Origin of the sequence: Enterococcus sp. NPDC086594, from assembly GCF_044746145.1 — a bacterium.
In the GTDB taxonomy this organism is placed as follows: Bacteria; Bacillota; Bacilli; order Lactobacillales; family Enterococcaceae; genus Enterococcus_D; species Enterococcus_D entomosocium.
Window position 1 is genome coordinate 380,143 of sequence record NZ_JBIVBP010000002.1, and the last position, 24,523, is coordinate 404,665.

22 protein-coding genes are annotated in these 24,523 nt (G+C 40.4%); 18 read left to right on the forward strand and 4 right to left on the reverse strand.

The window, feature by feature from the left end:
• Window positions 1-207 precede the first annotated feature (207 nt).
• The 8 genes from ACIPK1_RS06195 (at window position 208) to ACIPK1_RS06230 (ending at window position 6,857) form a co-directional block, all read left to right on the forward strand.
• Window positions 208-825, forward strand: a complete 618-nt coding sequence (locus tag ACIPK1_RS06195) for an HAD-IA family hydrolase (protein ID WP_400450261.1) — start codon at window positions 208-210, stop codon at window positions 823-825.
• A 258-nt stretch (window positions 826-1,083) separates the two neighbouring features.
• Window positions 1,084-2,028, forward strand: coding sequence for a sugar-binding transcriptional regulator (locus ACIPK1_RS06200; protein ID WP_400450262.1), 945 nt, complete (start codon window positions 1,084-1,086; stop codon window positions 2,026-2,028).
• A gap of 150 nt (window positions 2,029-2,178) precedes the next feature.
• Window positions 2,179-2,970 (forward strand): SDR family oxidoreductase, encoded by a 792-nt coding sequence (locus tag ACIPK1_RS06205; RefSeq protein ID WP_400450264.1) that lies wholly within the window; start codon window positions 2,179-2,181, stop codon window positions 2,968-2,970.
• A 46-nt stretch (window positions 2,971-3,016) separates the two neighbouring features.
• Entirely contained in the window at window positions 3,017-3,427 is a 411-nt protein-coding gene (locus ACIPK1_RS06210; protein WP_400450266.1) for a PTS sugar transporter subunit IIA, read from the forward strand.
• On the forward strand, window positions 3,427-3,915 hold the full coding sequence (locus ACIPK1_RS06215) for a mannose/fructose/sorbose PTS transporter subunit IIB (RefSeq protein WP_400450268.1): 489 nt from the start codon (window positions 3,427-3,429) through the stop codon (window positions 3,913-3,915). The genes ACIPK1_RS06210 and ACIPK1_RS06215 overlap by 1 nt, the downstream gene beginning before the upstream one ends.
• 17 nt (window positions 3,916-3,932) lie before the next feature.
• Complete coding sequence (locus ACIPK1_RS06220) at window positions 3,933-4,745, forward strand: PTS mannose/fructose/sorbose transporter subunit IIC (RefSeq protein WP_336682293.1); 813 nt, start codon at window positions 3,933-3,935, stop codon at window positions 4,743-4,745.
• A 17-nt stretch (window positions 4,746-4,762) separates the two neighbouring features.
• Window positions 4,763-5,620, forward strand: a complete 858-nt coding sequence (locus tag ACIPK1_RS06225) for a PTS system mannose/fructose/sorbose family transporter subunit IID (protein ID WP_400450271.1) — start codon at window positions 4,763-4,765, stop codon at window positions 5,618-5,620.
• Between the two features lie 10 nt (window positions 5,621-5,630).
• A complete protein-coding gene (locus ACIPK1_RS06230) occupies window positions 5,631-6,857 on the forward strand; it encodes a zinc-binding dehydrogenase (protein WP_400450273.1) in 1,227 nt (408 codons plus the stop codon).
• Window positions 6,858-6,998: 141 nt separating this feature from the next.
• Here ACIPK1_RS06230 and ACIPK1_RS06235 read toward each other — a convergent pair whose 3' ends face one another.
• Both ACIPK1_RS06235 and ACIPK1_RS06240 read right to left on the reverse strand, forming a co-directional pair.
• Window positions 6,999-8,447 carry a sensor histidine kinase gene (locus ACIPK1_RS06235; RefSeq protein ID WP_400450275.1) on the reverse strand — a complete coding sequence of 483 codons (1,449 nt, stop codon included), beginning with the start codon at window positions 8,445-8,447 and terminating at the stop codon, window positions 6,999-7,001.
• Window positions 8,437-9,105 carry a response regulator transcription factor gene (locus tag ACIPK1_RS06240; protein WP_005236299.1) on the reverse strand — a complete coding sequence of 223 codons (669 nt, stop codon included), beginning with the start codon at window positions 9,103-9,105 and terminating at the stop codon, window positions 8,437-8,439. The genes ACIPK1_RS06235 and ACIPK1_RS06240 overlap by 11 nt, the downstream gene beginning before the upstream one ends.
• Before the next feature lie 170 nt (window positions 9,106-9,275).
• On the opposite strand from ACIPK1_RS06240, the gene ACIPK1_RS06245 reads away from it, so the two are divergent.
• The gene (locus tag ACIPK1_RS06245) at window positions 9,276-11,075 is read left to right on the forward strand and encodes a penicillin-binding transpeptidase domain-containing protein (RefSeq protein WP_016620841.1); all 1,800 of its coding nucleotides are present in this window, start codon (window positions 9,276-9,278) and stop codon (window positions 11,073-11,075) included.
• Window positions 11,076-11,271: 196 nt separating this feature from the next.
• Window positions 11,272-12,312 (forward strand): CAP-associated domain-containing protein, encoded by a 1,041-nt coding sequence (locus tag ACIPK1_RS06250; protein WP_016620840.1) that lies wholly within the window; start codon window positions 11,272-11,274, stop codon window positions 12,310-12,312.
• A 118-nt stretch (window positions 12,313-12,430) separates the two neighbouring features.
• Here ACIPK1_RS06250 and ACIPK1_RS06255 read toward each other — a convergent pair whose 3' ends face one another.
• Window positions 12,431-13,456: an AraC family transcriptional regulator gene (locus tag ACIPK1_RS06255; protein ID WP_176323954.1), complete on the reverse strand. Its 1,026-nt coding sequence runs from the start codon at window positions 13,454-13,456 to the stop codon at window positions 12,431-12,433.
• A 167-nt stretch (window positions 13,457-13,623) separates the two neighbouring features.
• On the opposite strand from ACIPK1_RS06255, the gene ACIPK1_RS06260 reads away from it, so the two are divergent.
• The 6 genes from ACIPK1_RS06260 (at window position 13,624) to holA (ending at window position 22,113) form a co-directional block, all read left to right on the forward strand.
• The gene (locus tag ACIPK1_RS06260) at window positions 13,624-14,913 is read left to right on the forward strand and encodes a PTS sugar transporter subunit IIC (protein ID WP_016613379.1); all 1,290 of its coding nucleotides are present in this window, start codon (window positions 13,624-13,626) and stop codon (window positions 14,911-14,913) included.
• Between the two features lie 19 nt (window positions 14,914-14,932).
• Window positions 14,933-17,527: a family 78 glycoside hydrolase catalytic domain gene (locus ACIPK1_RS06265; protein ID WP_400450277.1), complete on the forward strand. Its 2,595-nt coding sequence runs from the start codon at window positions 14,933-14,935 to the stop codon at window positions 17,525-17,527.
• Between the two features lie 87 nt (window positions 17,528-17,614).
• Window positions 17,615-18,256, forward strand: coding sequence for a helix-hairpin-helix domain-containing protein (locus ACIPK1_RS06270; RefSeq protein ID WP_008381358.1), 642 nt, complete (start codon window positions 17,615-17,617; stop codon window positions 18,254-18,256).
• 93 nt (window positions 18,257-18,349) lie between these two features.
• Window positions 18,350-18,847, forward strand: coding sequence for a ComE operon protein 2 (locus ACIPK1_RS06275; RefSeq protein WP_005236270.1), 498 nt, complete (start codon window positions 18,350-18,352; stop codon window positions 18,845-18,847).
• Complete coding sequence (locus ACIPK1_RS06280) at window positions 18,819-21,062, forward strand: DNA internalization-related competence protein ComEC/Rec2 (RefSeq protein ID WP_400450280.1); 2,244 nt, start codon at window positions 18,819-18,821, stop codon at window positions 21,060-21,062. The genes ACIPK1_RS06275 and ACIPK1_RS06280 overlap by 29 nt, the downstream gene beginning before the upstream one ends.
• 31 nt (window positions 21,063-21,093) lie before the next feature.
• Window positions 21,094-22,113: a DNA polymerase III subunit delta gene (gene holA / locus ACIPK1_RS06285; RefSeq protein ID WP_286088808.1), complete on the forward strand. Its 1,020-nt coding sequence runs from the start codon at window positions 21,094-21,096 to the stop codon at window positions 22,111-22,113.
• A 52-nt stretch (window positions 22,114-22,165) separates the two neighbouring features.
• Here the strand turns inward: holA and rpsT are convergent, their stop codons facing one another.
• On the reverse strand, window positions 22,166-22,420 hold the full coding sequence (gene rpsT / locus ACIPK1_RS06290; protein WP_005230162.1) for a 30S ribosomal protein S20: 255 nt from the start codon (window positions 22,418-22,420) through the stop codon (window positions 22,166-22,168).
• Between the two features lie 236 nt (window positions 22,421-22,656).
• On the opposite strand from rpsT, the gene ACIPK1_RS06295 reads away from it, so the two are divergent.
• Both ACIPK1_RS06295 and ACIPK1_RS06300 read left to right on the forward strand, forming a co-directional pair.
• A complete protein-coding gene (locus ACIPK1_RS06295) occupies window positions 22,657-23,712 on the forward strand; it encodes an anion permease (RefSeq protein WP_400450282.1) in 1,056 nt (351 codons plus the stop codon).
• 12 nt (window positions 23,713-23,724) lie between these two features.
• A complete protein-coding gene (locus ACIPK1_RS06300; RefSeq protein WP_008381351.1) occupies window positions 23,725-24,348 on the forward strand; it encodes a DUF47 domain-containing protein in 624 nt (207 codons plus the stop codon).
• Window positions 24,349-24,523 lie beyond the last annotated feature (175 nt).

Sequence of the window (24,523 nt, forward strand, 5' to 3'; positions counted from 1 at the left end):
AAAGATGAACGTTCATTAACCTGTAACATATTCCTTTGTATTTTGGTTTGTGCAAATGGAATTGTTACAAGGTTAATGGCTTTTTTCTTGTGGAGGAAATCCCTTGATAAATAAGACAAACCAAACAAAGTGTGGTAAACTTTTTAGAGTTACAGAAAATGAATGGAACTTTCATTCATTTGAAAAAGGGAGAAAACGAGGGATATCATGTACCAATCTTACATATGGGATTTTGACGGAACACTTTACGACAGCTACCCAATCATGTTAAAAGCTTTTATTAAGACATTGAAGGAGTATGGCTTCGATCCAGATCCAGCGGAGATTTATTATATATTGAAAGATTCATCTTCCAAAAAAGTTGCTGAAAAATACAACTTAGATTTTCAAGAGTTCACTAAAGCATTCAAAGCAAATGAAGCGCTGGATGATCGTTTGCCGTTTTCCTTTGTAGGAACCAAAGAAACATTAGAAGCCGTGGTTGCTGCTGGTGGCAAGAACTACATTTTGACCCACCGCGATGTCGTTTCAACAAAAGAGCTGTTAGAAAAAGAACAGATGGCAGACCTGATCGTTGAGATCGTAGGACCGGAAAACAACTTTCCCCGTAAACCTGATCCAACTTCATTGATTTATCTTGTCGAAAAATATCATTTAGACAAAGATCAGACCGTCATGATCGGCGATCGTACGATGGATGTTTTTGCAGGACAAGGAGCAGGTGTCAAGACGATATTTTATGATATAGAAGGTATCTTAAAAGATGTATCCGCCGACCATACCGTCCAATCCATGGCTGAAATACAAGAAATCATTAAGTCTTGAGAAATCAAGGCTTTTTTTGATTAATTTAAAAGTAAAAAATGGGTTTAGTGGCTGTTTCTTTGTGTAAAAAATGAAATGTGTATAGTTTACAGAGGCAGCCAAGCTATTACAATGGTGGAATGCTGTGGATAAGAAAGATTTTAATAAATGGGGAATCTTTAGTTGAATATAAATAATTACTTTGTTTTTATGTGATTGAATCTATTCAGATACTCTGCTACTCTAAAGGTGAAGTTCTCCAAGATAAGGTGGGATTGAATGGATAAAGATGAAGATAAATTGTTAGTTCGAATTGCTCAAATGTATTACCAAGAAGATAAAACACAAAATCAGATTTCAAAAGAGTTAAATATTCACAGATCGACCATCAGTCGGTTGTTAAAGAAGTCTCGTGAAGAAGGCATCGTAACTATTTCGATCAATTATAATAAAGCTGGAACTTATTCCTTAGAAGAGGCATTGGAAGAAAAGTACCAGCTGAAAAAAGCAATTGTGGTACCAGCCGGAGCAACTATGAACTATGATCAAAAGCTTCATTTATTGGGTGAGGCAGCAAATGAGTATATTCATGTGATACTAGAGGATCATATGGTAATTGGTTTTTCCTGGGGTCAAGCGATGTCCGCTTTTTCTGAAGAATTAAAACAAGGAACAAAACGGAATTTATTATGTATCCCTATGGTTGGTGGACCTGCTGGCAGGTTAAAAAGTGAGTATCATGTTAATACAATAACTTATGAGGCATCCAAGAATCTCGGTTGTCATGCATTATTAATTGATGCTCCGGCTTTTCCTGAAACAATTGAGTTAAAAAAAGCCTTAATGGAAAATGAATTCAATCAAAAGTTGATTCAATATTGGAGAGATATCTCAATAGCAATATTTGGGATAGGTAGTCCTAAGATGAAGGAAAGCGATCGTTGGCTTCATTTTTATGGAGAAGATATTTTTAAACACTTAGAAGAAAAGCATGTTGTAGGTGATGTAATTTCGAGATTCTTCGATAAAGATGGTGATCATATTCCAAATGAGTTAGATGATCGTATAATAGGAATTGATATCAATGAGTTGAAACGCATTCCTTTTCGGATAGGGATTGCAGAATCTTTAGAAAAATCAGCCGCGATAAAAGGTGCTTTACTTGGCGGATATGCTAATATAATTGTTACAACAGAAGAAACAGCGGAAGCTTTATTATCATGAAACACTATCACGCAGATAGTGTTTCTTTTTTTTACATTTGTGAACGTTTAATCACTTTTGTTAAAAAGCCCTTGACTTCTTATTTTGGATTGCTTATGATTGATTTGCAACAAATGTTAAATATAAATCACAAATGTGAGGCGGAGACGTATGGATTGGTTAAACATTAAAGGCAAATCAGTTGTTGTTACTGGAGGGTCCTCAGGAATTGGAGAAGCAATTATAAAGCAACTTTTAGACTTGGAGGTTAATGTAATCAATGCTGATATTAAAGAAGGGAGGATTAAACACAAACAATTATTTTTTGTGCAAACTGATGTTAGTGATCGTACTTCTGTAGAAAACCTAATTGACAAAGCAATGAAAAAATTTGGAGTAATTGATGCAGTTGTTAATAATGCAGGCATCAATATACCAGCGTTATTAGTAGATTCAAAATCTAGCAATTATGAAATTGGTGAAGAGTTATTTGAAAAAATGTATGCAATTAATCAAAAAGGGGTTTATCTTTTGAGCCAAGCCACAAGCCGTCAAATGATTAAGCAAGGACATGGAGTAATTATAAATATGTCATCAGAAAGTGGACTTGAAGGTTCGGAAGGACAAAGTGTTTATGCGGCTACAAAAGCAGCAATAAATAGCTTCACCAGATCATGGTCAAAAGAATTAGGGAAATATGGCATTCGTGTTCTTGGTATTGCACCAGGCATTATGGAAGAAACAGGTCTAAGAACATATGAATACGAAAAAGCGTTAGCCTATACTCGAAACAAAACAATAGAAGATTTACGAGCAGGATATAGCCAAACTACAACAATTCCTCTTGGTCGTAGTGGAAAACTAGATGAGATAGCTGATTTGGTTTCATATTTTATCTCTGATCGGTCAAGTTATATTACTGGTGTGACTGTTAATATATCAGGCGGTAAAACGCGTGGATAGTGGCGTCAAACGTTTGTGATTTTTTAGAGTTTAGGAGTGTAAAATGATGAAGATTATTTTAGTTGCACATGGAAAACTTGCGGATGAGATGAAAAACTCTACAGAGATGATTTATGGAAATATACCACAATGTTCTTCTGTTAATTTTTATAACAATGAAGGATTTGATTCAATTCAAAACAAGTTAAAAAACATTATCAAGCATTCTAAAGAACCAATCTTAATTATGACAGATCTGTTTTGTGGAACACCATACAATGCTAGCTGTGCAATTTCAATAGAAATGAGTAATCGAGATATTGAAATTATTTCTGGGATGTCATTACCTCTAGTTTTGGAAGCTGTTTCAATGAGTTCAAATGGTTTGACAGAAGTTGTGAATCATCTTGTAGATTTATCAAGTGATACAGTGAAAGTTTTTTCCCAAGTTTTTATTGAAGAAGAGGAGGAATTATAATGGATATTCGACTAGCTAGAATAGATGATCGGTTAATTCATGGTCAAGTTGCAACTGTTTGGGCGAAGGAAGCTGGCGCCAAACGAATCATTGTTGTGAGCGAAGAAGTTGAAAGAGATGAGATTCGGAAAACCTTGGTCAAACAAGCTGCACCTCCGGGAATAAAAGTGAATGTTATTAATGTTGAAAAAGCGATTAAAGTTTTTAATAATCCCAAATATAAAAATGAGACCGTTTTCTTTCTGTTCACGAATCCATCTGAGGTTCTCGAAATGGTAAGGGGTGGGATTCCAATTAAATTAATTAATATTGGAGGGATGCAGTTTAAGCAAGGGAGAAAACAAGTTACAAAAGCTGTTTCAATAACAGATAACGACGCATTAGCTTTTAAACAATTAGTCTCAGAAGGTGTGGAGCTAGATTTGAGAGTTATAGCATCTGATGCAAAAGGGGATTTTGAAGAAAAAATGAAAGAAGCTGGATTTTAAAAAAGAGAGGTGTAAATATGTCGGTATCGATTCTTCAAATTATTTTGATTTTCTTTTTTTCTTGTATCGCTGGGATGGGAAGTGTACTTGATGAATTTCAGACACATCGTCCTTTAATTGCTTGCACAATTGTTGGCTTGATTCTAGGAGATGTAACGACAGGAGTTATATTAGGTGGGACTTTAGAACTAATAGCTTTAGGCTGGATGAATATCGGAGCAGCTCAATCACCAGACTCAGCTTTAGCAAGCGTTATTGCTACCATTTTAGTGGTTGTAGGTCAACAGGATATTCAAGCTGGTATTGCAATCGCACTTCCGGTAGCAGCTGCAGGGCAAGTGTTAACCGTAATAGCTCGTACGATAACTGTTGCTTTTCAACATGCAGCAGATAAGGAGGCAGAAAAAGCGAATTTCAATAAGATCATCTTGTTGCATTTTAGCGCGCTATTTGTCCAAGCTTTACGAGTTGCAATACCTGCAACGATTGTTGCAGCTTTTGTCAGTGCAGAAATGGTTACTTCTATGCTGAATGCAATTCCGGACGTTGTGACGGGAGGGCTAGCAGTTGCTGGAGGATTTATTGTGGTTGTCGGTTATGCGATGGTCTTAAATATGATGAGTGTGAAATATTTAATGCCATTTTTTTTCTTAGGATTTGTCATTGCTGGCTATTTAGAATTCAGTCTCCTTGCATTTGGTGTAATTGGTTTTATTATCGCTCTAATATATGTTCAATTGAATCCCAATTTTCAAAAATCACAAACGACAAACGAGGTTATTACAATGTCAAATTCAGTCTTATTACAAGATGATGAATTAGAAGATTAGGATTAGGAGGGGAAATCATGGAAATGACTAATCAGTTGTCATCCGCAGACAAAGAAGTTTCTAAAGTGACTAAAAAAGATTTGATGCAAACATTTGTTTATTCTAACTTTCAACAAGCGTCCTTCAACTATGAAAGAATTCATGCGCTCGCATTTTGTGTTGATATGATCCCAACAATAAAACGAGTTTATAAGACCAAAGAGGACCAAGCAGAAGCTTTGAAAAGACATATGACTTTTTTTAATACTACTCCAGCTGTTTGTGGACCAGTAATTGGTGTTACGATAGCCATGGAGGAAGCAAAAGCAAATGGTTCTGACATCGATGAAGGGACAATAAATAGCTTGAAGGTTGGTTTAATGGGTCCTTTAGCTGGGGTAGGAGATCCACTAGTTTGGGGAACCTTGCGTCCAATTACAGCGGCTATTGGAGCATCATTGGCATTGACAGGTAATATTATGGGACCTATTCTTTTTTTCTTAACATTTAATGCTGTACGAATTGCTATGAAATGGTATGGACTAACGTATGGTTACCAAAAAGGTTTGGATATTATCAAAGATTTGTCCGGTAACTTACTACAAAAATTAACAGAAGGTGCAACGATTTTGGGATTATTCATCATGGGTGTTCTTGTGACAAAGTGGACAACTATCAATATTCCGTTAGTAATTTCTCGGACGGAAGGAATAGATAGAACTGAGGTGATCACCACAGTCCAGAATGTTTTAGATGATTTAGTACCAGGTCTATTGGCGCTTGCATTAACTTTATTAATGATGAAGCTTTTAAAGAAAAAAGTAAGTCCTATATGGTTAATATTTATCTTGTTTGCAGTAGGTATAATTGGATATGGGCTAGGAATTCTTGCTTAGGAGGATAATGATGAAAACAAAGGCAGTACGATTATATGGAAAAAAAGATTTACGACTTGAAGAATTTGATTTACCTAAAATTGAAGATGATGAGATTTTAGCTTCTGTCATTACAGATAGTATATGCATGTCTACTTGGAAGCTAGCAAATCAAGGTCCTGAACATAAAAAAGCACCTGATAATCTTGCAGAAAATCCGGTTATCATTGGACATGAATTTTGTGGTCAATTGTTGGACATAGGAGCAAAATGGACGAATAAATACAAAAAAGGTGAGCGGTATGTGGTACAGGCAAACCTTCAATTACCAGATAGACCTGATTGTCCTGGCTATTCTTATCCATACACCGGCGGCGATGCAACATATATTATTCTTTCAAAAGATGTAATGGAACAGGATTGCTTGATCCCATACAAAGGTGAGTCTTATTTTGAAGGGTCACTTATTGAACCGCTGTCATGTGTTATCGGTGCATTTGAAGCAAATTATCATCTAATGCCAGGAAGTTATGAGCACAAAATGGGGATAAAAGAAAACGGCACAATGTTGATTATGGGTGGAACGGGTCCGATGGGTTTACTGGCAATCGATTATGCTCTAAATGGACCCAAACGACCTAAAAAATTAGTAGTTACTGATAAAAATCAGGATAAATTAGATCGAGCTAAGAGACTCTATCCGAGCCGCTCCGATATCGAGGTTGTCTATATAAATATCGACGACTATCCAGATCAAACGAGGATTTTGAGTGAAGTCGTGAATGGAGGCTATGATGATATCTTCGTACTGGTCCCTGTTTCGAGTGTTCTAACAGATGCTTCAAAAATCATAAATCCAGATGGGTGTATAAACTTTTTTGCTGGACCGCAAGATAAGAATTTCATGGCAGAAATAAACTTTTATGATATCCATTACTCTTTCGTTCACTATGTAGGAACGTCAGGCGGAAACACAGAAGATATGAGAAAAGCAGTAAAATTAATAGAGGAAAAAAAAGTGAACGTAGCAAATGTCATAACACATATATTAGGTCTTGATGCAGTGGCTGAAACAACGTTGAATCAACCGGAAATTGGTGGCGGAAAGAAATTAGTTTATACGCATAAGTCATTGCCGTTGACCAAACTTAGTGATTTGAATGGTTCTGATCCTTTAGGCAAGATTTTAACAGCGAATGATGGTATATGGAATTTGGAAGCAGAGAGATATATTTTAGAAAAGCAAGAGCAGATATAATTTAATGCGAGAATACAAATTTATGAATCATAAGAGAATATAAATAGTACATTCAATCAAATATAAAAATGATACAAAGTGAAGAAGAAAACCTTCTTTGCCTTGTATCATTTTTTATTTAATTAATTAAAAATTTTTAATTCATAAAGAATGCTCATTCAGTCTCGGCACAACAAACCAAAAAGAAGTCACGCCATTTTTCGACTCAGCGCCATAATCGAAGGCGTGAGAAGTCAAAATGGTTTTCACGATCGCTAAGCCGATGCCGGTTCCTTCTTTATGTCCTGCTTGATGTTGGACGCGTTGGTATCTTTCCCAAATGAGTTCGAGTTGTTCTGGAGGGATATCTTTTCCGGGATTGATGACAGCAACTTTTGTTCTTGTAGATGTATTCGTTAATTTGATCAAAAGACGCTCGTTTTTAGGTGTATGGTTGATGCCATTGTTTATTAAATTACGCAAAACCTGTTCCATTTTGATGCGATCAAAAAGAGCAATTCCATTCTTACTATCTGCTTCAAAATCGACAGTGATGTCATATTGATTGGCGATCCCTCTTGCGTAGGCAACGACGGAGGAAACCACCTCGTATGTATTCCAGATTTCATTTTTAAGCTGTGTATAGCCTGCTTGCATGATAGAGAAATCCATGATGTCATCAACCATGGCACTCATACGGTGGGCTTCGCTGATAATTAGTTCCATATGTTCTTTTCGAAGGCGTTCGTCACTTCCAGAAACATCACGTACCATCTCCCCATAACCCGTGATCAACGCGAGGGGGGATCGTAGTTCATGAGAAACATTGGCAATCACTTCTTTTCGCAACACGTCTACTCGCTGAAGTTCTGTGCTTAAGTCCGCAACAGATTCAGAAAGTGTACCTAATTCATCGCCACGGTTTAGTTTGGGTACGGAATAAAGCTCTCCGTTGGTTAAGCGGATGATGGCTTCTTTGATGGTTTTGATCGGGCGAATAAAATGCTGTGCTAAAAAAAAGGAGATCGTTGATGCAAAAATTGTTAATATGATGGTGAATAGAAAGAGTTGCTGTCGATTCATGCTTTGAAGCGCTTCGATTTGAGTGATCGTATTGGAGAGCAAAAGGGCAGCTGGGCGTTGGAAAAGAGTCGTAGGAACGCCAATAAGAATGGCAGAAGACTTTTCAAAGTCTTCTACAGCACTAAGGCTCTCACCGTTAAGGACAGTGGGTGCATGAGATAACAACCAGCTGTATTCGTTGCTCAACCCATCTATGTTTAATTGTTGTCCATTGTTAAATGCCGCCAGAATTTCGCCATACTCGTCGACTAAAAAAAGAGTCCCAACGATCGTTTTACTGAGGAAAAGCAATGGATCTTCTGGTAAATCATCTGGATCTACTGCCATTTCTTCAACAGCGGCTGCTGTTTCCTGAACTGTTTCTAAAAGTGATTCTTTCGTTACATTGATATAATTTGGTTCAAAGAGCAAAATTTGAACAGTCCATAAAAAAGCAATGCCAATGATGACCAGCAGCATATTGGCGGACCAAAGCCGCACGAGTAATTTACTTTTGATGTAAGTAAAACCTAATCGACTAGTCTTCATAATCAAATTTATACCCAACGCCCCAAACCGTTTGGATCAACTCTCGGTAATCCCCTAGACGCTCTCGCAAGGACTTGATGTGTGTATCCACTGTTCTGGTATCACCGAAATAATCGAAGCCCCAGACACCTTCTAAAATTGATTCTCGGCTCAAAGCAATATGATTATTTTTTGTCAAATAGACCAGCAGATCGAATTCTTTTGGCGTAAGCGGCAGAGGATTCCCTTTGATCGTTACAGTATGAGAAAAAACATTGACTTCGAGATCGCCATAAACGATCTTTTCGAACTGAAATTGACTACTTCGTTTCAACACAGCTTTGATGCGAGCCATCAGCTCTTTAGGGCTAAATGGCTTGGCGATGTAATCATCAGCACCAAGATTGAAGCCAAAGAGTTTGTCATACTCTTCCTTTCGAGCGGTAATCATGATTACTGGCGTGTTACAGCTACCTCTGATTTCCGAAAGCGTCTGAAAGCCATCTTTTCCCGGCATCATGACATCTAGGAGAATCAAATCGAATGAATGATTGGTTAATTTTTCCAAAGTTTCTTTTCCATCTGATGCTTCAAAACATAGATACCCTTCGATCTCCGCATAAGTTTTCACTAGGGCACGCATATGAGTGTCATCATCGACAATCAATATTTTTTGCAATTTTATTCACATCCTTAAAAATAATTTATATTTTTTAAAGTATATCACAGCATAATCGCTGAATTAATAGGAAAATGACTCTTTGAAAAATAATTGTTCTTTCCCTCACAAGATCATCACAAATACCCAATACTATAGAGGTATATTCGATCGAAAGGGGCGCTTTGGCGATGTATGACTATCATATAGTCAAAAAGAAAAAAGCGAAGAAAAATCGTAAGCTAGTCGGTCATTGGTTATACATAATCAGTCTTGCGCTTTTTATGGGGTTTTCTGCACGTTTGATTTACATTGTTCAAGTCGGCGTGATTGCTGGCGTCTCTTTGTCTGAAAGAATAGAAAATTTGTATTATAGTTCACGATCCATCGAAACAAGTCGAGGGGCAATTTTTGATCGGCAGGGGACAGTGATCGCACAGGATATTCTTTCCTATACTGTTCGAGCGGTTCTTTCTGAAGATTACATTGATAATGGACGACCCATGTATCTTGACAGAGAGCGCTTTGAGGAGACCGCAACGATTCTTTCGGAGTATTTACCTATTTCTAACGAGCAAGTTTTGTCTATCTTGACAGACGGTGCGAATCAAATAGACCCGCCTGTCTTTCAAGTGGAATTTGGCAATGTTGGCAGTGGTCTAAGTGTGACCACTCGAAATCAAATCGAAGCGGCGTTTGATGCAGCTGGAATCAATGGTATCTATTTCGATGCTCGTTCAAGTCGCAGCTATCCGAATGGCATCTTTTCTTCACATTTGATAGGGACAACGTCAGATGATGATGAAATTCGAGTCGGAGTTTCTGGATTAGAATATGTACTGAACGACTTTTTGAAGAATCAAAATGGGCGAGAGTCTTTTCAAGTCAATGCTTCAGGGAATCCTGTTCCTGCAACCAATCAAATGGTAGAAGAAGGCGTAGATGGGAACGATGTTTGGACGACATTAGATGCTCATCTGCAGTTATTCACTGAATCAGTGATGGATGAGGTTATGGAACAAACACGACCAGAGAATCTGACGGCTTTATTAATGGATGCGAAAACTGGAGAGATTTTAACGATGGCTCAAAGACCTAGTTTTCATCCAGAGACCCAAGAAGGAATTGCGGATGAGCACTTTATTTGGCGTAATCTTTTTACGGAAGAGATGTATGAACCAGGTTCGACCTTGAAGCTGGCAACCGTTGCGGCAGCGATTGATGAAGGTGTTTTTGATCCGACGGAACGCTACAATCCTGTGAGTATGCAGATTGAAGATCGAGTCATCAACGACCACGACTCAGGAGCAAATGGTGAGTTGACGATGCGGCAAGCGTTAGCTTGGTCAAGCAACACTGGGATGGTTCGACTTCAGCAACGGATCGGTTTTGATGCATGGGCGCAGTATTTAACTGATTTTGGACTAGGGAAAGTTACAGGAAGTGAGCTTCCCGGTGAGGTGCCTGGTATCTTACCTTCAAGAAATCGGGTGGATTATGCCATGAGTTCTTATGGCCATGCGATTGGGGTCAATCAGATGCAGATGATGCAGTTATTTAGCGCATTTGCCAATGGTGGCGAGATGATTCGTCCGCAATTGATTCGGCAAGTGGGAGAAGAGATCCAAGTTTTTCCAGAAGTCGTTTCTCAGCCTATTGCACAAACAGCGGCTGATGCTGTATTGGAATACATGACCGATGTAGTGACGGATGAACGCTATGGCACCGCTTATGATGTATACCAACTGACGAACCATGAGATTTCTGTCAAAACAGGGACTGCTCAGATCGCCAATGAGAATGGTCAAGGTTACATGACAGGAGAGTTTGATTATATTTATTCGGCGGTCTCGATCTATCCAACGGATGATCCACAGTTTATTCTTTACCTCACTATCAAGCGACCAGAAGAATACGATCGTCATACCTTAGCTAAAATTGCCAATCCTTTGATGGAGCGTTCGATGGCGCTGCAAAGTTTTCGTGAGTAAAAAAGTTTCTTAACAGGAGCTTAAAAAGACATAGACCATCTAAGAAGTTTCATGCTGCAGCTGGTCAATTTTCCACAGGAATGATAGTCTTTAGAAAAGGCAGGACGGGTTATCAGCGATCCAATCTAGGGATGAATGAGTGGATAAACGATCGCGCTACAGCTAACACATAATGATTCATTGACGGAGGTGTCATATGAAAAAAATAAAATTCTTAATCAAAAGCATTTTTCTCATCGGGCTTCTTTATTTTGTAAGCCAGATGATTACATGGCAAGACGGGCGCTTGGCATTTTGGGATGCTCGACTCAACGAGATCACTCAATCTCTCTCGTCCCAATTTTCTCCTTCACAAGACACTTCAGCCAGGCCATCGGTAGAAACACCTGCCCAGACATATTTATATAATGAATCACGACAAGTGATCGAAGAAACCTTTGGAGAAGCGATCAATGAATCAGCGAATAGGTATGGACTGAACTGGACTTCCTATCACGATGATTTTCGTAACTTCATGATGGTGATGTACGATGAACATGATATTGCGCAAGGGATCTATACGAATCAAGACACGATTCTTATCGATGACACGCTAGGTATCGGGTCTTCAAAAGCAAGCGTTCGTAATCAGATGGGTACGCGCCAAGAAAGTCTACAACGAGGATCAAGACGGTATCGCATCGATTCCGATGCCGACTATGATCTGTTCTTACAAGACGATCAATTGATTACTTTTTTCTATGATGTTCATGCCGAAGATACAGTGACTGCGATTCAAATCATCAATCGCTCGCTAGAAACACGCCATGCGAATGATTTTCGCCAAAATCAAGCCGCCATTTTAAGCGGCTTACGAACACAGTTATTTGAATTAACGAATGCCACCCGAGTGAAATTTGGTTTGTCGCCCCTTGGATTCAGTGAAGCAACCAGTGAGACTGCCGTGAAGCATAGCCAAGACATGGCAGAACATCGATATTTTGACCATATTGGGTTAGATGGATCGACTCCATTTGATCGGATGCAAGAAGACGGGATCAGCTTCACTGCTGCAGGGGAGAATTTGGCATTTGGCCAAGCCAGCAGTATTTACGCCCATCAAGGTTTAATGAATTCAGAGGGACATCGGGCAACGATTCTAAACGATGAGTATCAATTTCTCGGGATCGGTATTGCGATCGATACCAGCGAACAGCCATATTATACAACGTTGTATCACCGAGGATCGGCGTCGTAAATTCCTGAATTGCTTGAAACTGATTAGTTAAAAAACACTGCTCATTTGAGATTGCTGCGTTAGCAGCATCAAGTGAGCAGTGTTTTTTTGTCGATAAAATGGTGTGCAGCAGTATTGTTTAGTTTTGACGGTAGGCATGAGGAGAGCACTGATACTTCTTTTGAAACAGCTTATAGAAGAATGAGACATTTTTATAGCCGACTTGGTGTGCGATTTGTTCCACAGGTAGGGAAGAGTTTCTCAACAATAAACTGGCTTGATTGAGTTTTAATTCTTGAAGGATCGTCACAAAGGATCGACCAAGCTGCTGACTGATACGGCGACTCAAATAGCTCGGGTTGTATCCAAATGTCTCCGCAACCGAAGCTAGTGTGCAAGTAGCGAAATGTTTCTCCAGATAGTCCAACACTTCTCCGAGGTACAATTGGTCGCTGTTTTGCGACTCGATCCGTTGCTTTTCCTGGAAGTTACGAACGAGTTCGGAAAAAATAATGATTATATAGGAATGGATGACCTCATGAGAACCGAAGGAGGGGTTGAAGAACTGGGCCAAGACCCCGAAAATCGCATCAATCAAATAGTCGTTGTTACTCGTTTCAAACACTAGGTATTGATTGTGCTTTTGGCTTTCAGATAACGCATTGATGGCAAAATCGGCGATCATGCTATTGGATGCTAACCGACTGAGCATCTGCGTGGAAAAGTACTCTTTGCTGATCAAAAAGTTAATAACAATGTCGTCTTGATTTGTTTCGATAATTTGGTGGATCACCCCTGTATCTAGTAAGCAAAAGTCACCTGCCTTTAGGATCACTTTTCTCTCATTGATCATAATTGTGACTGTTCCAGAAAAAACATAATTCATTTCGATAAAATCATGCTGATGTAGTGGCGTAGAAGAAAAGCGTGCATGTTTTAAAATCAAGAGCTGGCTTGTCTTAAGAAATCCGCTATCTTGCGGCCGTTTTCGTATGAGACGAGAAAGGTGTTTTTCGAATGTATATTGGTAGATTGGCTCATTTTTTTCAGTGTAGACTTTCTTAAAATCCTCATAATTGTATGGAAGAGATTGCGTCTTTTTAAGGGCTATTTCTTCGGTAGTCGTCAATTGTTGTAACTGCTGCAGAATGTTCTGTTTATCCATCGCTTTCTCCTTAGGTAAAAAATAGTCAATGAAATAGTAGAGTATCGTCATTGAAGACAGGTAGAGATAGTATATAATACTTGTATGATAGCGTTATCAATTATCATAATCCGGATGATAATAATAGTCAATAGTACCAGCAAATTCGAAAGAAATGGGGAATCACCATGAACCACGACAAACCATCATTAGGGGATAAGATCCAAAGTACCCTTGGTCCATTTGCAAGTAAAGTTAATGGGAATATTTATATTACTTCAGTTAGGGATGCAATGTTAGCTTACATGCCATTCACCTTTATTGCGTCGATCTTTTTAATTATTGCTTTTTTTCCGATCCAACAAGTGACCGATTTTATTACTATGGTGTTGCGAACAGAAGATGCTAGTGTCTGGCAAGAGAAATTGCTCTATGTCAACAATGCCACACTCGCAATCGGTGGTTTGCTAGTTGTCATTTCCCTCGCAAAATCACTGGCAGAAAAACTTGAAACAAACGTTTTGCAATGTGTCTTAACTGCTTTTGTTTCCTTTTTACTATTAACACCGTTGGATGCAATGGAAGCAGGGACTTTTTTAGATATCACCCGCGTTAGCGCGCAATCGATGTTTTTAGCGATTATTGTCGGTATTTTTAGTACAGTTCTTTATAAAAAAATTGAGGGTAAAGGAATCAAAATCAAAATGCCAGCAGCGGTACCACCAGCTGTTTCTGGTCCATTCGAATCGGTGATTCCATCTTTTCTTGTCATCACGACGATTTGGGTCATCCGACTCATCATCGAAGCCTTATTTAACAGTGATGCCATGACGTTGATCAATGGGACCCTTGGTATTCCATTAACTATGTTAGGTGGCTCCCTAGTTGGAATGGTCGTTGTGAAAATTTTCGAGCAATTCCTATGGTTTTTTGGCCTTCATGGAACCTCGATCATTCAAGCAGTGATGGACCCAATCCATCAAGTCCTTGAAGACCAAAATCGTGTGGCATCAGTGGCGGGAGAGATTCCAACGAATATTATCAGTATGAGTTTTCGGAATCATTTTGCTTCGATTGGCGTCGTTGGTGCGATCATTGCTATTTTGATCGTAGCAAAAAGTAAACAGTACAAAGAGGTTGGAAAAATTGCTAGTGTTCCTTATATTTTCAATATCGGTGAACCAGCGTTGTTCGGGATACCGTTGATGTTGAATTTCAGTTTTATCATTCCTTTTGTTTTTGCAAATGCCGTCACAACGATCGTCGCTTACTTTGCTTTTTATTTCGGGCTAGTCCCGATCCCAACTGGGCTTGCGCAAATTCCGTGGACGACTCCGCCGATCATTAGCGGCTATTTTGTCACTGGTAGTATCATGGGCGCATTGTTACAAATCGTCTTGATCGTGATCGCAACGATGATTTGGTTGCCATTTATCAAAGTTGCTGATAAGCAGATCTGTGTTGAAGAAGCACAATAACCCACGAAAGGAGCAGCTTATGAAAGAAACGATAACCATCAACGGAATGACAAAGCCATTAACAGTGGATTTAAATGATCCGATCCTTATTGAATGGTCGATGACCAATCACCAAGGCTACCGATTGCAAATTTTCAATGAACAGCAGCAAGCAGTGTATGACGTTTCCAACATAGCCGCTTCTGAGAATAAAATGGCGGTCCACTTGCCACAGCATCTGCAGCGAAAAAAATATCAAGTCAAATTGACCGCCGGAGCAGGAAACGATGTCACCAGTTACAGTAGTGTGTTTTTCACGATAGCAAAGCGTGAGAAACCTAAAGAAACTATGGGCAAGTGGATCACTCGCTTAGATGATCCTATTAAAAAAGAACGTTTTTACTTTTCAGAAGAGAAAAATAGCTGCTTGTCTCGCTCTTTCACACTGGAAAAGTGTCCTTCCTATGCAGTGATTGATTGCTGCGGGCTTGGTTTTTATCGCTTGTCTGTTAATGGAAAAACGGTATCAGATGTTTATTTAAACAGTGATGTAACGAACTATGATCGAGTCGTCTACTATGATACTTATGAGTTAACTGATTTTTTACAGGAGGGAGACAATCGGATCGAAGTTGAACTTGCGAATGGCTGGTACAACCCTGCTCCGATTGAGATTTTAGGTCGGTATAACATCCGCAAACAACTAGCGATCGGCAAACCCTGTTTCTGGGGGGAGCTTCAGTTAAATGATGGAGGAGAGAATCGCTACATTTACTCAGACAATCAGTGGCAAAGTAGTTTTGGGCCTTATTTGCAAAACAATCTTTATATAGGAGAAATCGTTACCGATGTACCTGATCCTCGTCCAGAAGGAAAAACGGTACAAATTGCTGGACCCGCGGGACGTTTTAAGCCAAGCTTTATTCCAAAAATCAAGCGCACACAATCGATCGTTCCCCAAAAAATGACCGAAACTGCAGCGGGACTGCTCATTGACTTCGGTCAAATCATCAGCGGTCAATTTACTTGTACTCTTGAGGAAGATTTCATTGGTCGGATCAGAATCAGCTATGCAGAAACATTAGACGAGCAAGGCAGCCCTGATTATACGTCTACGATCAGTGGAACTTATGGCGTCTACGATCCCTATGAAGGGAAGCAGCCAGATGATCCTATCGTTCAACGAGACATCATTGAGAAAACGGCAGCGAAGACGTTCGTTTTTGAAAACCGTTACACGTATCATTCCTTTCGCTATGCGTTGATCGAGACGAAACCTGCTGACAACCTTCAAGCGATTGTAGGAGCAATCAAAGCCTATCGCTTGCATACGGATGTGAAATCGTTGGTGACACTTGAAACCTCCGATCCTTTCTTGGATCAGTTATGGGCGGTTGGACAAGCCACGCGGTTGAACAACATCCACTCTTGTTTTGAGGACTGCACTCGTGAGCGCTTTGGTTATGGTGGGGACATCGTTGCGTTACTACCAACGCAGATGGCAGATCTGGCGATTGAGCCGTTGTTGGAAAAAGTGTTGTGGGATTTTGCCAACGACCAACGATCGGATGGTGCAATGACTGCAACTGCGCCATTTGTAGGAATCATGACAAATGGTCCATCAAATGGTGGTGGTGCGTTAGGGTGGCAATTGGTAGTTTCAGAGCTTGCTTTGGCCTTGGTGAAGACCTATGGGAAACAAGCAGCGGTTGCCAAGCTGCGTCCACAGTTGGAAAGGCATCTCAACTATTTACTCGCTTTTGATTTTGATTATATCGCCCAGTGCTGTCTCGGCGATTGGGGAGCAATTGATGAAACTCAGCAAAACGGGGTTATTACTTCGCCAGATCAGTCCTTTTGCTCTGCCTGCATGTATCTGCTTTTACTACAGCGTTACCAAGAATTGATCGACTTGAGGATCATTGGTAAAGAGGACTATTGTCAGCGAGTGACAGCAGCGATCCAGTACACGACACTGCAAATCAAACAGAAGTTTTCTAAAGAAAATGAGCAATACGGTGCGGGCACCTTGTCTAGCATGATCTTTGCAATGAAGACAGGACTCAGTGAGAAAAAACGAATATTGCCAAAACTAGTACAACGGATCAAGCAGCAAGAGGGTATTTTCTCTTTCGGCATCTTCGGGATGGCATGGAGTTATCAGTTGCTGGCTGAAGCTGGCTATAATGATATTATTTTTGATTGGTTAACGAGGAAATCTGCGCCTAGTTATGCAGCAATGCTGGCAAGCGGAAACGGCACTTTGATGGAACATTTTCCAACGCCGCAACATTCAGCCACTTACGAGGGTTCGTTGAATCATGCCATGTTTGCTTCTTATGGGTATTGGTTTGTCCGTCATTTATTAGGCATTCAGATGACAAGCGCTGGGATACTGATACAACCAGCCTTCGATGTACCTATAGCCCATGTCAAAGGCTCCTTACAAAGTACGTTTGGATTAGTAGCTTTAAGCTGGGAAAAGACTGATCGTACCGTTCGCTTAACGGTGGAGTTGCCACGAACATGTGGCTATGAAATCAGTCAGATGAAAGGTTTTAGAATAGTCAGTGAGAAAATAGAAGATGAGGGGGGGCGAAAAAAAGTTTCCTGCCTATATACGATTACTACTTAGCTAGTGAAAAAGTCGATACGTGGAAAGTGTTGACTTTTTTTCTGTCGTTTACTATCTTTTGCGTATTTCATCTATGAGGTGGTGAAAATGGATCGATGGAAGCTGTTCAAAGACTATTGGCGATTTGCAGTTGGTGGTGCTGTTTTGATGGTGTTGCTGATCATCTGGTTTGTACCGTTCTCGCAAAAAAAAGAAACAAACTGGCATTCAATGGCAGATGCAGCAGGTCAATCGTCTGAAATGGGGGAAGGTGGAGCCCTTCAAGAAGATAGTCTTCACGATGAAGAGTATGAGATCGTTATCGATGTCAAAGGGGAAGTGCACCAACCGGGAATTTATCGCTTGAAATCAGGTGCGCGGATGTATGAATTGATCGAACAAGCAGGTGGTCTGACAGAAGAGGCGTTAGAAACAGCCATAAACTTAGCACAAGTGCTACAAGATCAACAGATGGTGATCGTCCCTCATAAAGAGGATCAAGCGTTTATGGAGATGAATGCTTCAGGAGTAGGTGGCAGCCAAACAGCAGTGACACAAATCAATCTGAATCAAGCCAATGCACAGCAACTGCAAGAACTGCCAGGTGTGGGTGCCAAAAAAGCAGAAGCAATCATCGCTTACCGAGAAGAATATGGCTTTTTTAAACAGATTGATGACCTAAAAAAGATCACAGGCATCGGAGAGAAGACCTTTGAGTCCTTGAAAGAGATGATTACAGTGGCGGACTGAACCAAATAAATGTAAGAAATACTAAGAAATGACGGTTGAAAATTCAAGAAATTCGATTAGAATAGAACTAATCAATGACAAAGGAGCAAACGAATGAGCAATACGAGAATCCCATGGGACCAGTATTTTATGGCACAAGCTGTATTACTGTCTTTACGCAGTACGTGTTCCCGACTTGAAGTCGGCGCTACATTAGTCAAAGATCGCCGAATCATCGCTGGAGGCTACAACGGGTCCGTCAGTGGCGATGTACACTGCATTGACGATGGCTGTTATGTTGTCGATGACCATTGTATTCGGACGATTCATGCAGAAATGAATGCCTTATTGCAATGTGCAAAATTAGGGGTGTCAACAGACAATGCGGAAATCTATGTGACGCATTTTCCCTGTCTTCCCTGTACGAAAGCAATTTTGCAAGCAGGGGTCAAAAAGATCCATTATTTGAATGACTATCGCAACAATCAGTATGCAATGGAACTGATTCAACAAGTAGGTGCTTCCGTCCACCAAGTTGAACTCGATCCGGTGTATTTTGAAAAACTTTCGTTTGGTGTGCTGAATGATGCACAACCAACAAAAAAGAACTGATTCATTTTTATTTCTTAGTATTATTTTTGCTTGTTCGGTGACTGCTTACTATCGGCAGTCCATCTTACTGGGACTCATTGCACTTTATTATTTCGGGATGCTTGTCTTAAAACGACAAGCATTTTTGTGCATGATTTGTTTTGTCGGACTGTTGCTGTTAAGTGTCCGCGTTTCTCTTTCTCGGACTGGGAACATACAAGAAGGTGAGTATCAAGGGGTAGTCAATGTGCTGCCAGACACGATCAAAGTCAATGGCGATCTACTTACATTTGAAGCAAAATCCTCTGCAGGTAAAGTGATTGGCCGTTACACGGTTTATTCAGAGACTGAAAAACAGCAATGGCAGGATCGATCCGTTTGGGGAAGAAAGCTGCTGGTGAAAGGATTTTTTTCTCTTCCTGAAAAACCACGAAATCGCCATAGCTTTGACTATTCTGCCTATTTGGCCAGTCGATCGATTATTGGCACAGTCCATATTGAGAAAATTGTAGGAATGGAAGAAGCAGATGCAGGCTTTTCACTTGCAAAAGTTCGAGCAGAGGTTATTTCTTCTGTGCAACGAATCTTTCCTGAACGCTCAGCAGCCTATATCAATGCGTTGCTCTTTGGTTTTAAAGACCATGACTTTCAAGAAGTACGTCAAATGTATCGTGCGAGTGGCTTATTGCATTTTTTTACGATCTCAGGAATGCATGTTGTCTTATTTTTCAAATGGTTTCGCGGATGCTTCTGCCGATTGGGGTTTACGCAAAAAGAAATGCTGTTGCCAATGGGGGTCTTTTTCTTGGTCGTAATTGGGATTTGTGGCGGCGGCATTAGTGTCTGGCGTGCTGTCTTGGCATTGTCGGTTACTCAAGTGACCACTCTTTATCAACAACGGCTATCGGCAAGTGATCATTATGGGATCGTCTTAACGGCTCTTTTATTCGTTGATCCCAAAGTATTGCTTCAAACATCGGGGCAACTAAGTCTTTTGATGACCTTCTTGATAGTAATGCAGCGACCAATCGGATTGACGTGGTTTTGGCGCTGTCAGTTCCTCACGGTGCTGGCTGCGCCTGTCATTGTCTCGCTCTTTTATGAATTCCCATTATTTGGGGGCTTTTTGACGTTTGTCTTTTTACCGTTTTTTCAATTGGTTTTGCTACCAGCCTGTTTCGTAATGTTCATTGCTGGGACACTTTTCCCAACCATCAGTGGGCTGATTGCCCTTTTTGAAGGGCTTTTGCTGCTTATGGAAGTTGTCGTGGGCGCTGTAGGAGGCGTGTCGATAACGGTGGGTGCCGTTCCTGCAGGATTGGCTGCTAGTTGTTGTTTGCTCAGCTTGCTCTGTTACCAAAAGAAACGGTGGCTGCTGGTGATCTGTTTTTCGCTTGTTGTACCAATCGTCTTTCAGAAGAATCGCGTTTTACCCACCATTAGTTATGTCGACGTTGGTCAAGGCGATAGTATCGTTTTACAGGCAGAAAAAAATCGCGAAGTTTATGTGATCGATACTGGAGGTTCTCTGTCTTTTCCGAAAGAAAACTGGCAAGAGCGCAAACGACAAGCTGCCGCGGAATCTACATTGATTCCTTTTTTGAAAGGGGAGGGAGTCAGGAAAATCACCGGGTTGTTTCTAACTCATGGGGACACGGACCATATGGGAGATGCGCTAGCATTGATGAAGGCGATCCCCGTTGAAACGTTATATCTCGTACCAGGAAGTGAACAAGATCACCGCATCGCCAAGCTTTTAAACGAACTGCCTAAGCAGACAAGCGTTGTTTGGACGACGGTTGGCCAAGTAGTGGGTGATTTCCTTCAGTTGCAAGTATTGGCACCAGAATCAGGTGCAGGGCAAAACGAAGATTCGCTGGTGATTAAAACCAAGGTAGGGGATAAAACATTTTTATTTACTGGCGATCTCGAACAAGCAGGGGAAAAAAAGTTGATTCATGATTATCCGAATCTTAAAGTTGATGTATTGAAACTAGGGCATCATGGCAGTCGAACCTCGACGGCACCTGAGTTTGTTGCGGCAATCGATCCCCAATTCGGGATCGTTTCAAGTGGACGGAACAATCGGTACGGGCATCCTCATGAAGAGGTGCTTGAAACGTTGGTAAATCAGACCGTTTTGCGAACCGATCAGCAAGGCATGATCCAATTTATTTGGTCTGAAAAACAACAATCATTTTTGATAAAAACGCTGCTAGACTATCCGATTGACTAATGGTAGGATAAGAATGAAAGCGGGGGGAACGATGGAATTACAAAAAGCGTTGCAAGCAATTCGAACCAAGGAGTTGCAATCGATTTATCTAGTCATCGGCAGTGAAATGTTTTTACAAGAGCAAGTTCGCACGGCCTTTTTGGAGCGTTTTTCCGTTGGGAAAGATGATCTGAATTTTGCTTCCTTTGACATGGAGAAAGATCCCCTTGATATGGTGATCCAAGAAGCCCAATCGTTGCCTTTTTTTGGCGATCAGCGATTACTTTTCGTTGAGCGGCCATTTTTCTTAACGGCTGAAAAAAAGAGCAATGCACCTGAGCATGACCTAGATGATTTTTTGAATTACATCAAAGACCCATTGGAATCATCGGTAATGGTGATTTTTGCAGATGTCGATAAATTAGATGAACGGAAAAAAATTACTAAGCAGCTGAAGAAAGCCGCAGTTGTGATTGATGTCGCACCTATGAAAGAAGCCGACGTGCGTCAGTATCTCCAACAGTCGTTGGCCAATGATGGCATCGAGATGAGCCGAGAGGCGTTTGATTTGTTTTTACGGTTAACGGATCTGCAACTATCAAAAGCGATGCAGGAGTTACAGAAACTACGATTGTATGCAGGAAACGGCAATAAAATCACGAAAGAGATCGTCTTGCAGTTGATCCCTAAGACGTTGGAACATAATGTCTTTGAATTAACCAGTGATGTCTTAAAGGGGAACGTATCGGATGCGTTGCGCTTGTATGACGATCTATTATTGCAAGGGGAAGAGACGATCAAGATCAATGCTATTTTGATCAGCCAAGTCCGTCTACTGTTACAGGCAGCGATTTTGATGAAAATTGGCTACCAGCAAGCCAATATCGCAGAAACGTTGGGGATTCATCCGTACCGAGTGAAGTTAGCGATGCAGCAAGCTCGGGGGTTTGGAGAAAAGCAATTAGCGGCACTATATAGTGAATTGATCGAAAATGATTACTTAGTGAAAAGTGGTCAGATGGACAAAGAGTATTTGTTCCAGCTATTTGTTTTAAAACATGGCAAACAGTAAGTCAAAAAGAAAGGCGCAGCAATCGATGATTGCTGCGCCTTTCTTAATTTGCTTATTTTGCAATTTTTTTACTTAAACGAGATTTGTCGCGACTAGCTTTGTTCTTGTGGATCAATCCTTTAGTCTCAGCCATATCGATTGCTTTAACAGCATCTTTATATAACGCATCTACGTTATCAGCACCAGCTTCAACAGCTTGATCAAATTTTTTGATTGCTGTACGCATTGTGCTTACTTGAGATGAATTCTTAGCATTAGCCGCTTCGCTTGTGCGAACACGTTTGATTGCAGATTCAATGTTTGGCATGTATTTCACCTCCGAAAAAAAAGTTCAATTACGTTTAGAAAACGTATAAATCAACACTAGTCATTATACCTAATGCCAAGAGTGATTGCAATAAAAGTTGTAAAGAAATTTTACTTAACACAAAAATTTGTTTTTTGGCCGTGCTATTTTTTGCTTTATGGTTTTGAAAAATGCTTCTTTACACATTTTTTACTGAATAGTTATAAAAAGTTTACACAGAAAGAGCTTTCTATGCTATGATTACTTCGGAATTTTTAAATGGGGGAATCTATGTGAATATCGCTTTGTTTCTAACGATTGTCTTGTCATTAGGGGTGATTTTCGTCAACGGGTGGACGGATGCGCCGAATGCTATTGTAACCGCTGTCTCCACGAGAGTCTTACGCCCGAATATCGCCATTGGCATGGCAGTCGTCATGAATTTCTTAGGTGTGCTGGTGATGACGTATTTTAATGCGCAAGTTGCAGAAACCATCAGTAATATTGTGACTTTTGACTCAGGCGGGAGTTTTCGGGTCTCACAGATCGCATTAGCCGCTGCCTTGTTTTCAATTGTTGTTTGGACGGTCGCAGCTTGGTATTTTGGGATCCCAACCAGTGAATCTCACGCATTGATTGCGGGATTGACAGGGGATGCCATGGCTCTGGGTGGTTTACATGCAGTCAACGGTGAAGAATGGATGAAAGTCTTAATCGGTCTCGTTGTGTCTACGTTAATGGGGTTTATTGGTGGATTTTTGATCACGAAACTGATCGTATGGCTCTTTCGCGATACCCAACGGCGAAAAGCCAACAAAATTTTTACGGTTGGTCAAGCCATCGCGGCTGGTGCCAATGCCTTCTTGCATGGTGCCCAAGATGGACAAAAATTCATGGGTGTGTTCATGTTAGGCCTTTTTTACAACAATCTTGCTGAAAAGACCGGCAATGGCTTTGCCATCCCACTGTGGGTGATGGTTCTTTGTTCCTTGACCATGGGGATCGGTACATCGGTCGGTGGGATGAAGATCATTAAATCAGTGGGGATGGATATGGTAAAACTGGAAAAATACCAAGGCTTTTCTGCAGATGTTACTGCAGCAATCTGTTTGTTCTTGTCTTCCGTATTTGGTATCCCAGTTTCAACAACGCACACGAAAACGACCGCTATCATGGGCGTTGGAGCGTCTCGGCGTTTTTCTAGCGTTGATTGGCGCATTGTAAAAGAAATGATCTATGCTTGGATTTTAACCTTTCCTGGCTGTGGATTGATTGCGTTTCTAATGGTCAAATTTTTATTGCTAATTTTGTGAGGAGAGAAAGTAATGGCACGAAAAAAAGGATTCGATTATTTTGCAGCAATGGAGCAGTTGGCGACGAACGGCCATTTAGCTGCCAAACGTTTTTCGCTTTTGATCAACGATTATTCTGAACGAGCATTGACCGAAGCAGCAGCTGAGATTCATGCTTTGGAAAAAGAAGGGGATAAAGTGATCGCTGAGCTAACCAATGAGTTATATGATTCATTTATCACCCCTATCGATCGCGAGGACATCCTAGTCATTTCAGAGCGTCTAGATGATATTTTGGATGGCATTATGGGACTGACTTATTTATTTGAGAATTTGGTCATTACGAAGATCCGCCCTGAAACCAACTTATTTGCTGGAATGATCGTTCAAGCGACACAAGGCGTTGAAACGGCCTTAAAAGAATTTCCTAAGTTCAAAAATTCAAAAACATTGCGTCAAATGATTAATGATGTGAATACGATTGAATCAGAAGCAGACCGTTTGTATTCAAAAATGAAAAAAGCGTTATTCACAGACGAAACGGACGTTCTTGAAATCATTAAATGGAAAGATGTTTATGATCGTTTTGAATCAATTATCAACGACACCGAAAGTGCGGTGGATATTATTGACGGTATGGTAATCAAAAACACGTGAGGAACTAGAGACCTTTCAAACAAAAAAAGAGCAACTCTTGGGCAGGTAAGTGCCACAAGAGTTGCTCTTTTTGCTTATAATGGCTCTATAATTTATGGGACTGATGAATCAGAATTGATTCTTCAGTCCCATTTTCATTTTAGGTATTAAAAAACATATCGTTCTCTAGTATGAT

Coding starts and splice junctions, on each gene's coding strand:
- holA (WP_286088808.1), top strand. CDS start 21,094: ATGGAATTACAAAAAGCGTTGCAAGCAATTCGAACCAAGGAGTTGCAA.
- ACIPK1_RS06265 (WP_400450277.1), top strand. CDS start 14,933: ATGAAAGAAACGATAACCATCAACGGAATGACAAAGCCATTAACAGTG.
- ACIPK1_RS06210 (WP_400450266.1), top strand. CDS start 3,017: ATGAAGATTATTTTAGTTGCACATGGAAAACTTGCGGATGAGATGAAA.
- ACIPK1_RS06255 (WP_176323954.1), bottom strand. CDS start 13,456: ATGGATAAACAGAACATTCTGCAGCAGTTACAACAATTGACGACTACC.
- ACIPK1_RS06270 (WP_008381358.1), top strand. CDS start 17,615: ATGGATCGATGGAAGCTGTTCAAAGACTATTGGCGATTTGCAGTTGGT.
- ACIPK1_RS06295 (WP_400450282.1), top strand. CDS start 22,657: ATGATTACTTCGGAATTTTTAAATGGGGGAATCTATGTGAATATCGCT.
- ACIPK1_RS06215 (WP_400450268.1), top strand. CDS start 3,427: ATGGATATTCGACTAGCTAGAATAGATGATCGGTTAATTCATGGTCAA.
- ACIPK1_RS06300 (WP_008381351.1), top strand. CDS start 23,725: ATGGCACGAAAAAAAGGATTCGATTATTTTGCAGCAATGGAGCAGTTG.
- ACIPK1_RS06260 (WP_016613379.1), top strand. CDS start 13,624: ATGAACCACGACAAACCATCATTAGGGGATAAGATCCAAAGTACCCTT.
- ACIPK1_RS06195 (WP_400450261.1), top strand. CDS start 208: ATGTACCAATCTTACATATGGGATTTTGACGGAACACTTTACGACAGC.
- ACIPK1_RS06230 (WP_400450273.1), top strand. CDS start 5,631: ATGAAAACAAAGGCAGTACGATTATATGGAAAAAAAGATTTACGACTT.
- ACIPK1_RS06275 (WP_005236270.1), top strand. CDS start 18,350: ATGAGCAATACGAGAATCCCATGGGACCAGTATTTTATGGCACAAGCT.
- ACIPK1_RS06220 (WP_336682293.1), top strand. CDS start 3,933: ATGTCGGTATCGATTCTTCAAATTATTTTGATTTTCTTTTTTTCTTGT.
- ACIPK1_RS06250 (WP_016620840.1), top strand. CDS start 11,272: ATGAAAAAAATAAAATTCTTAATCAAAAGCATTTTTCTCATCGGGCTT.
- ACIPK1_RS06245 (WP_016620841.1), top strand. CDS start 9,276: ATGTATGACTATCATATAGTCAAAAAGAAAAAAGCGAAGAAAAATCGT.
- ACIPK1_RS06235 (WP_400450275.1), bottom strand. CDS start 8,447: ATGAAGACTAGTCGATTAGGTTTTACTTACATCAAAAGTAAATTACTC.
- ACIPK1_RS06225 (WP_400450271.1), top strand. CDS start 4,763: ATGGAAATGACTAATCAGTTGTCATCCGCAGACAAAGAAGTTTCTAAA.
- ACIPK1_RS06205 (WP_400450264.1), top strand. CDS start 2,179: ATGGATTGGTTAAACATTAAAGGCAAATCAGTTGTTGTTACTGGAGGG.
- ACIPK1_RS06200 (WP_400450262.1), top strand. CDS start 1,084: ATGGATAAAGATGAAGATAAATTGTTAGTTCGAATTGCTCAAATGTAT.
- ACIPK1_RS06280 (WP_400450280.1), top strand. CDS start 18,819: ATGATGCACAACCAACAAAAAAGAACTGATTCATTTTTATTTCTTAGT.
- rpsT (WP_005230162.1), bottom strand. CDS start 22,420: ATGCCAAACATTGAATCTGCAATCAAACGTGTTCGCACAAGCGAAGCG.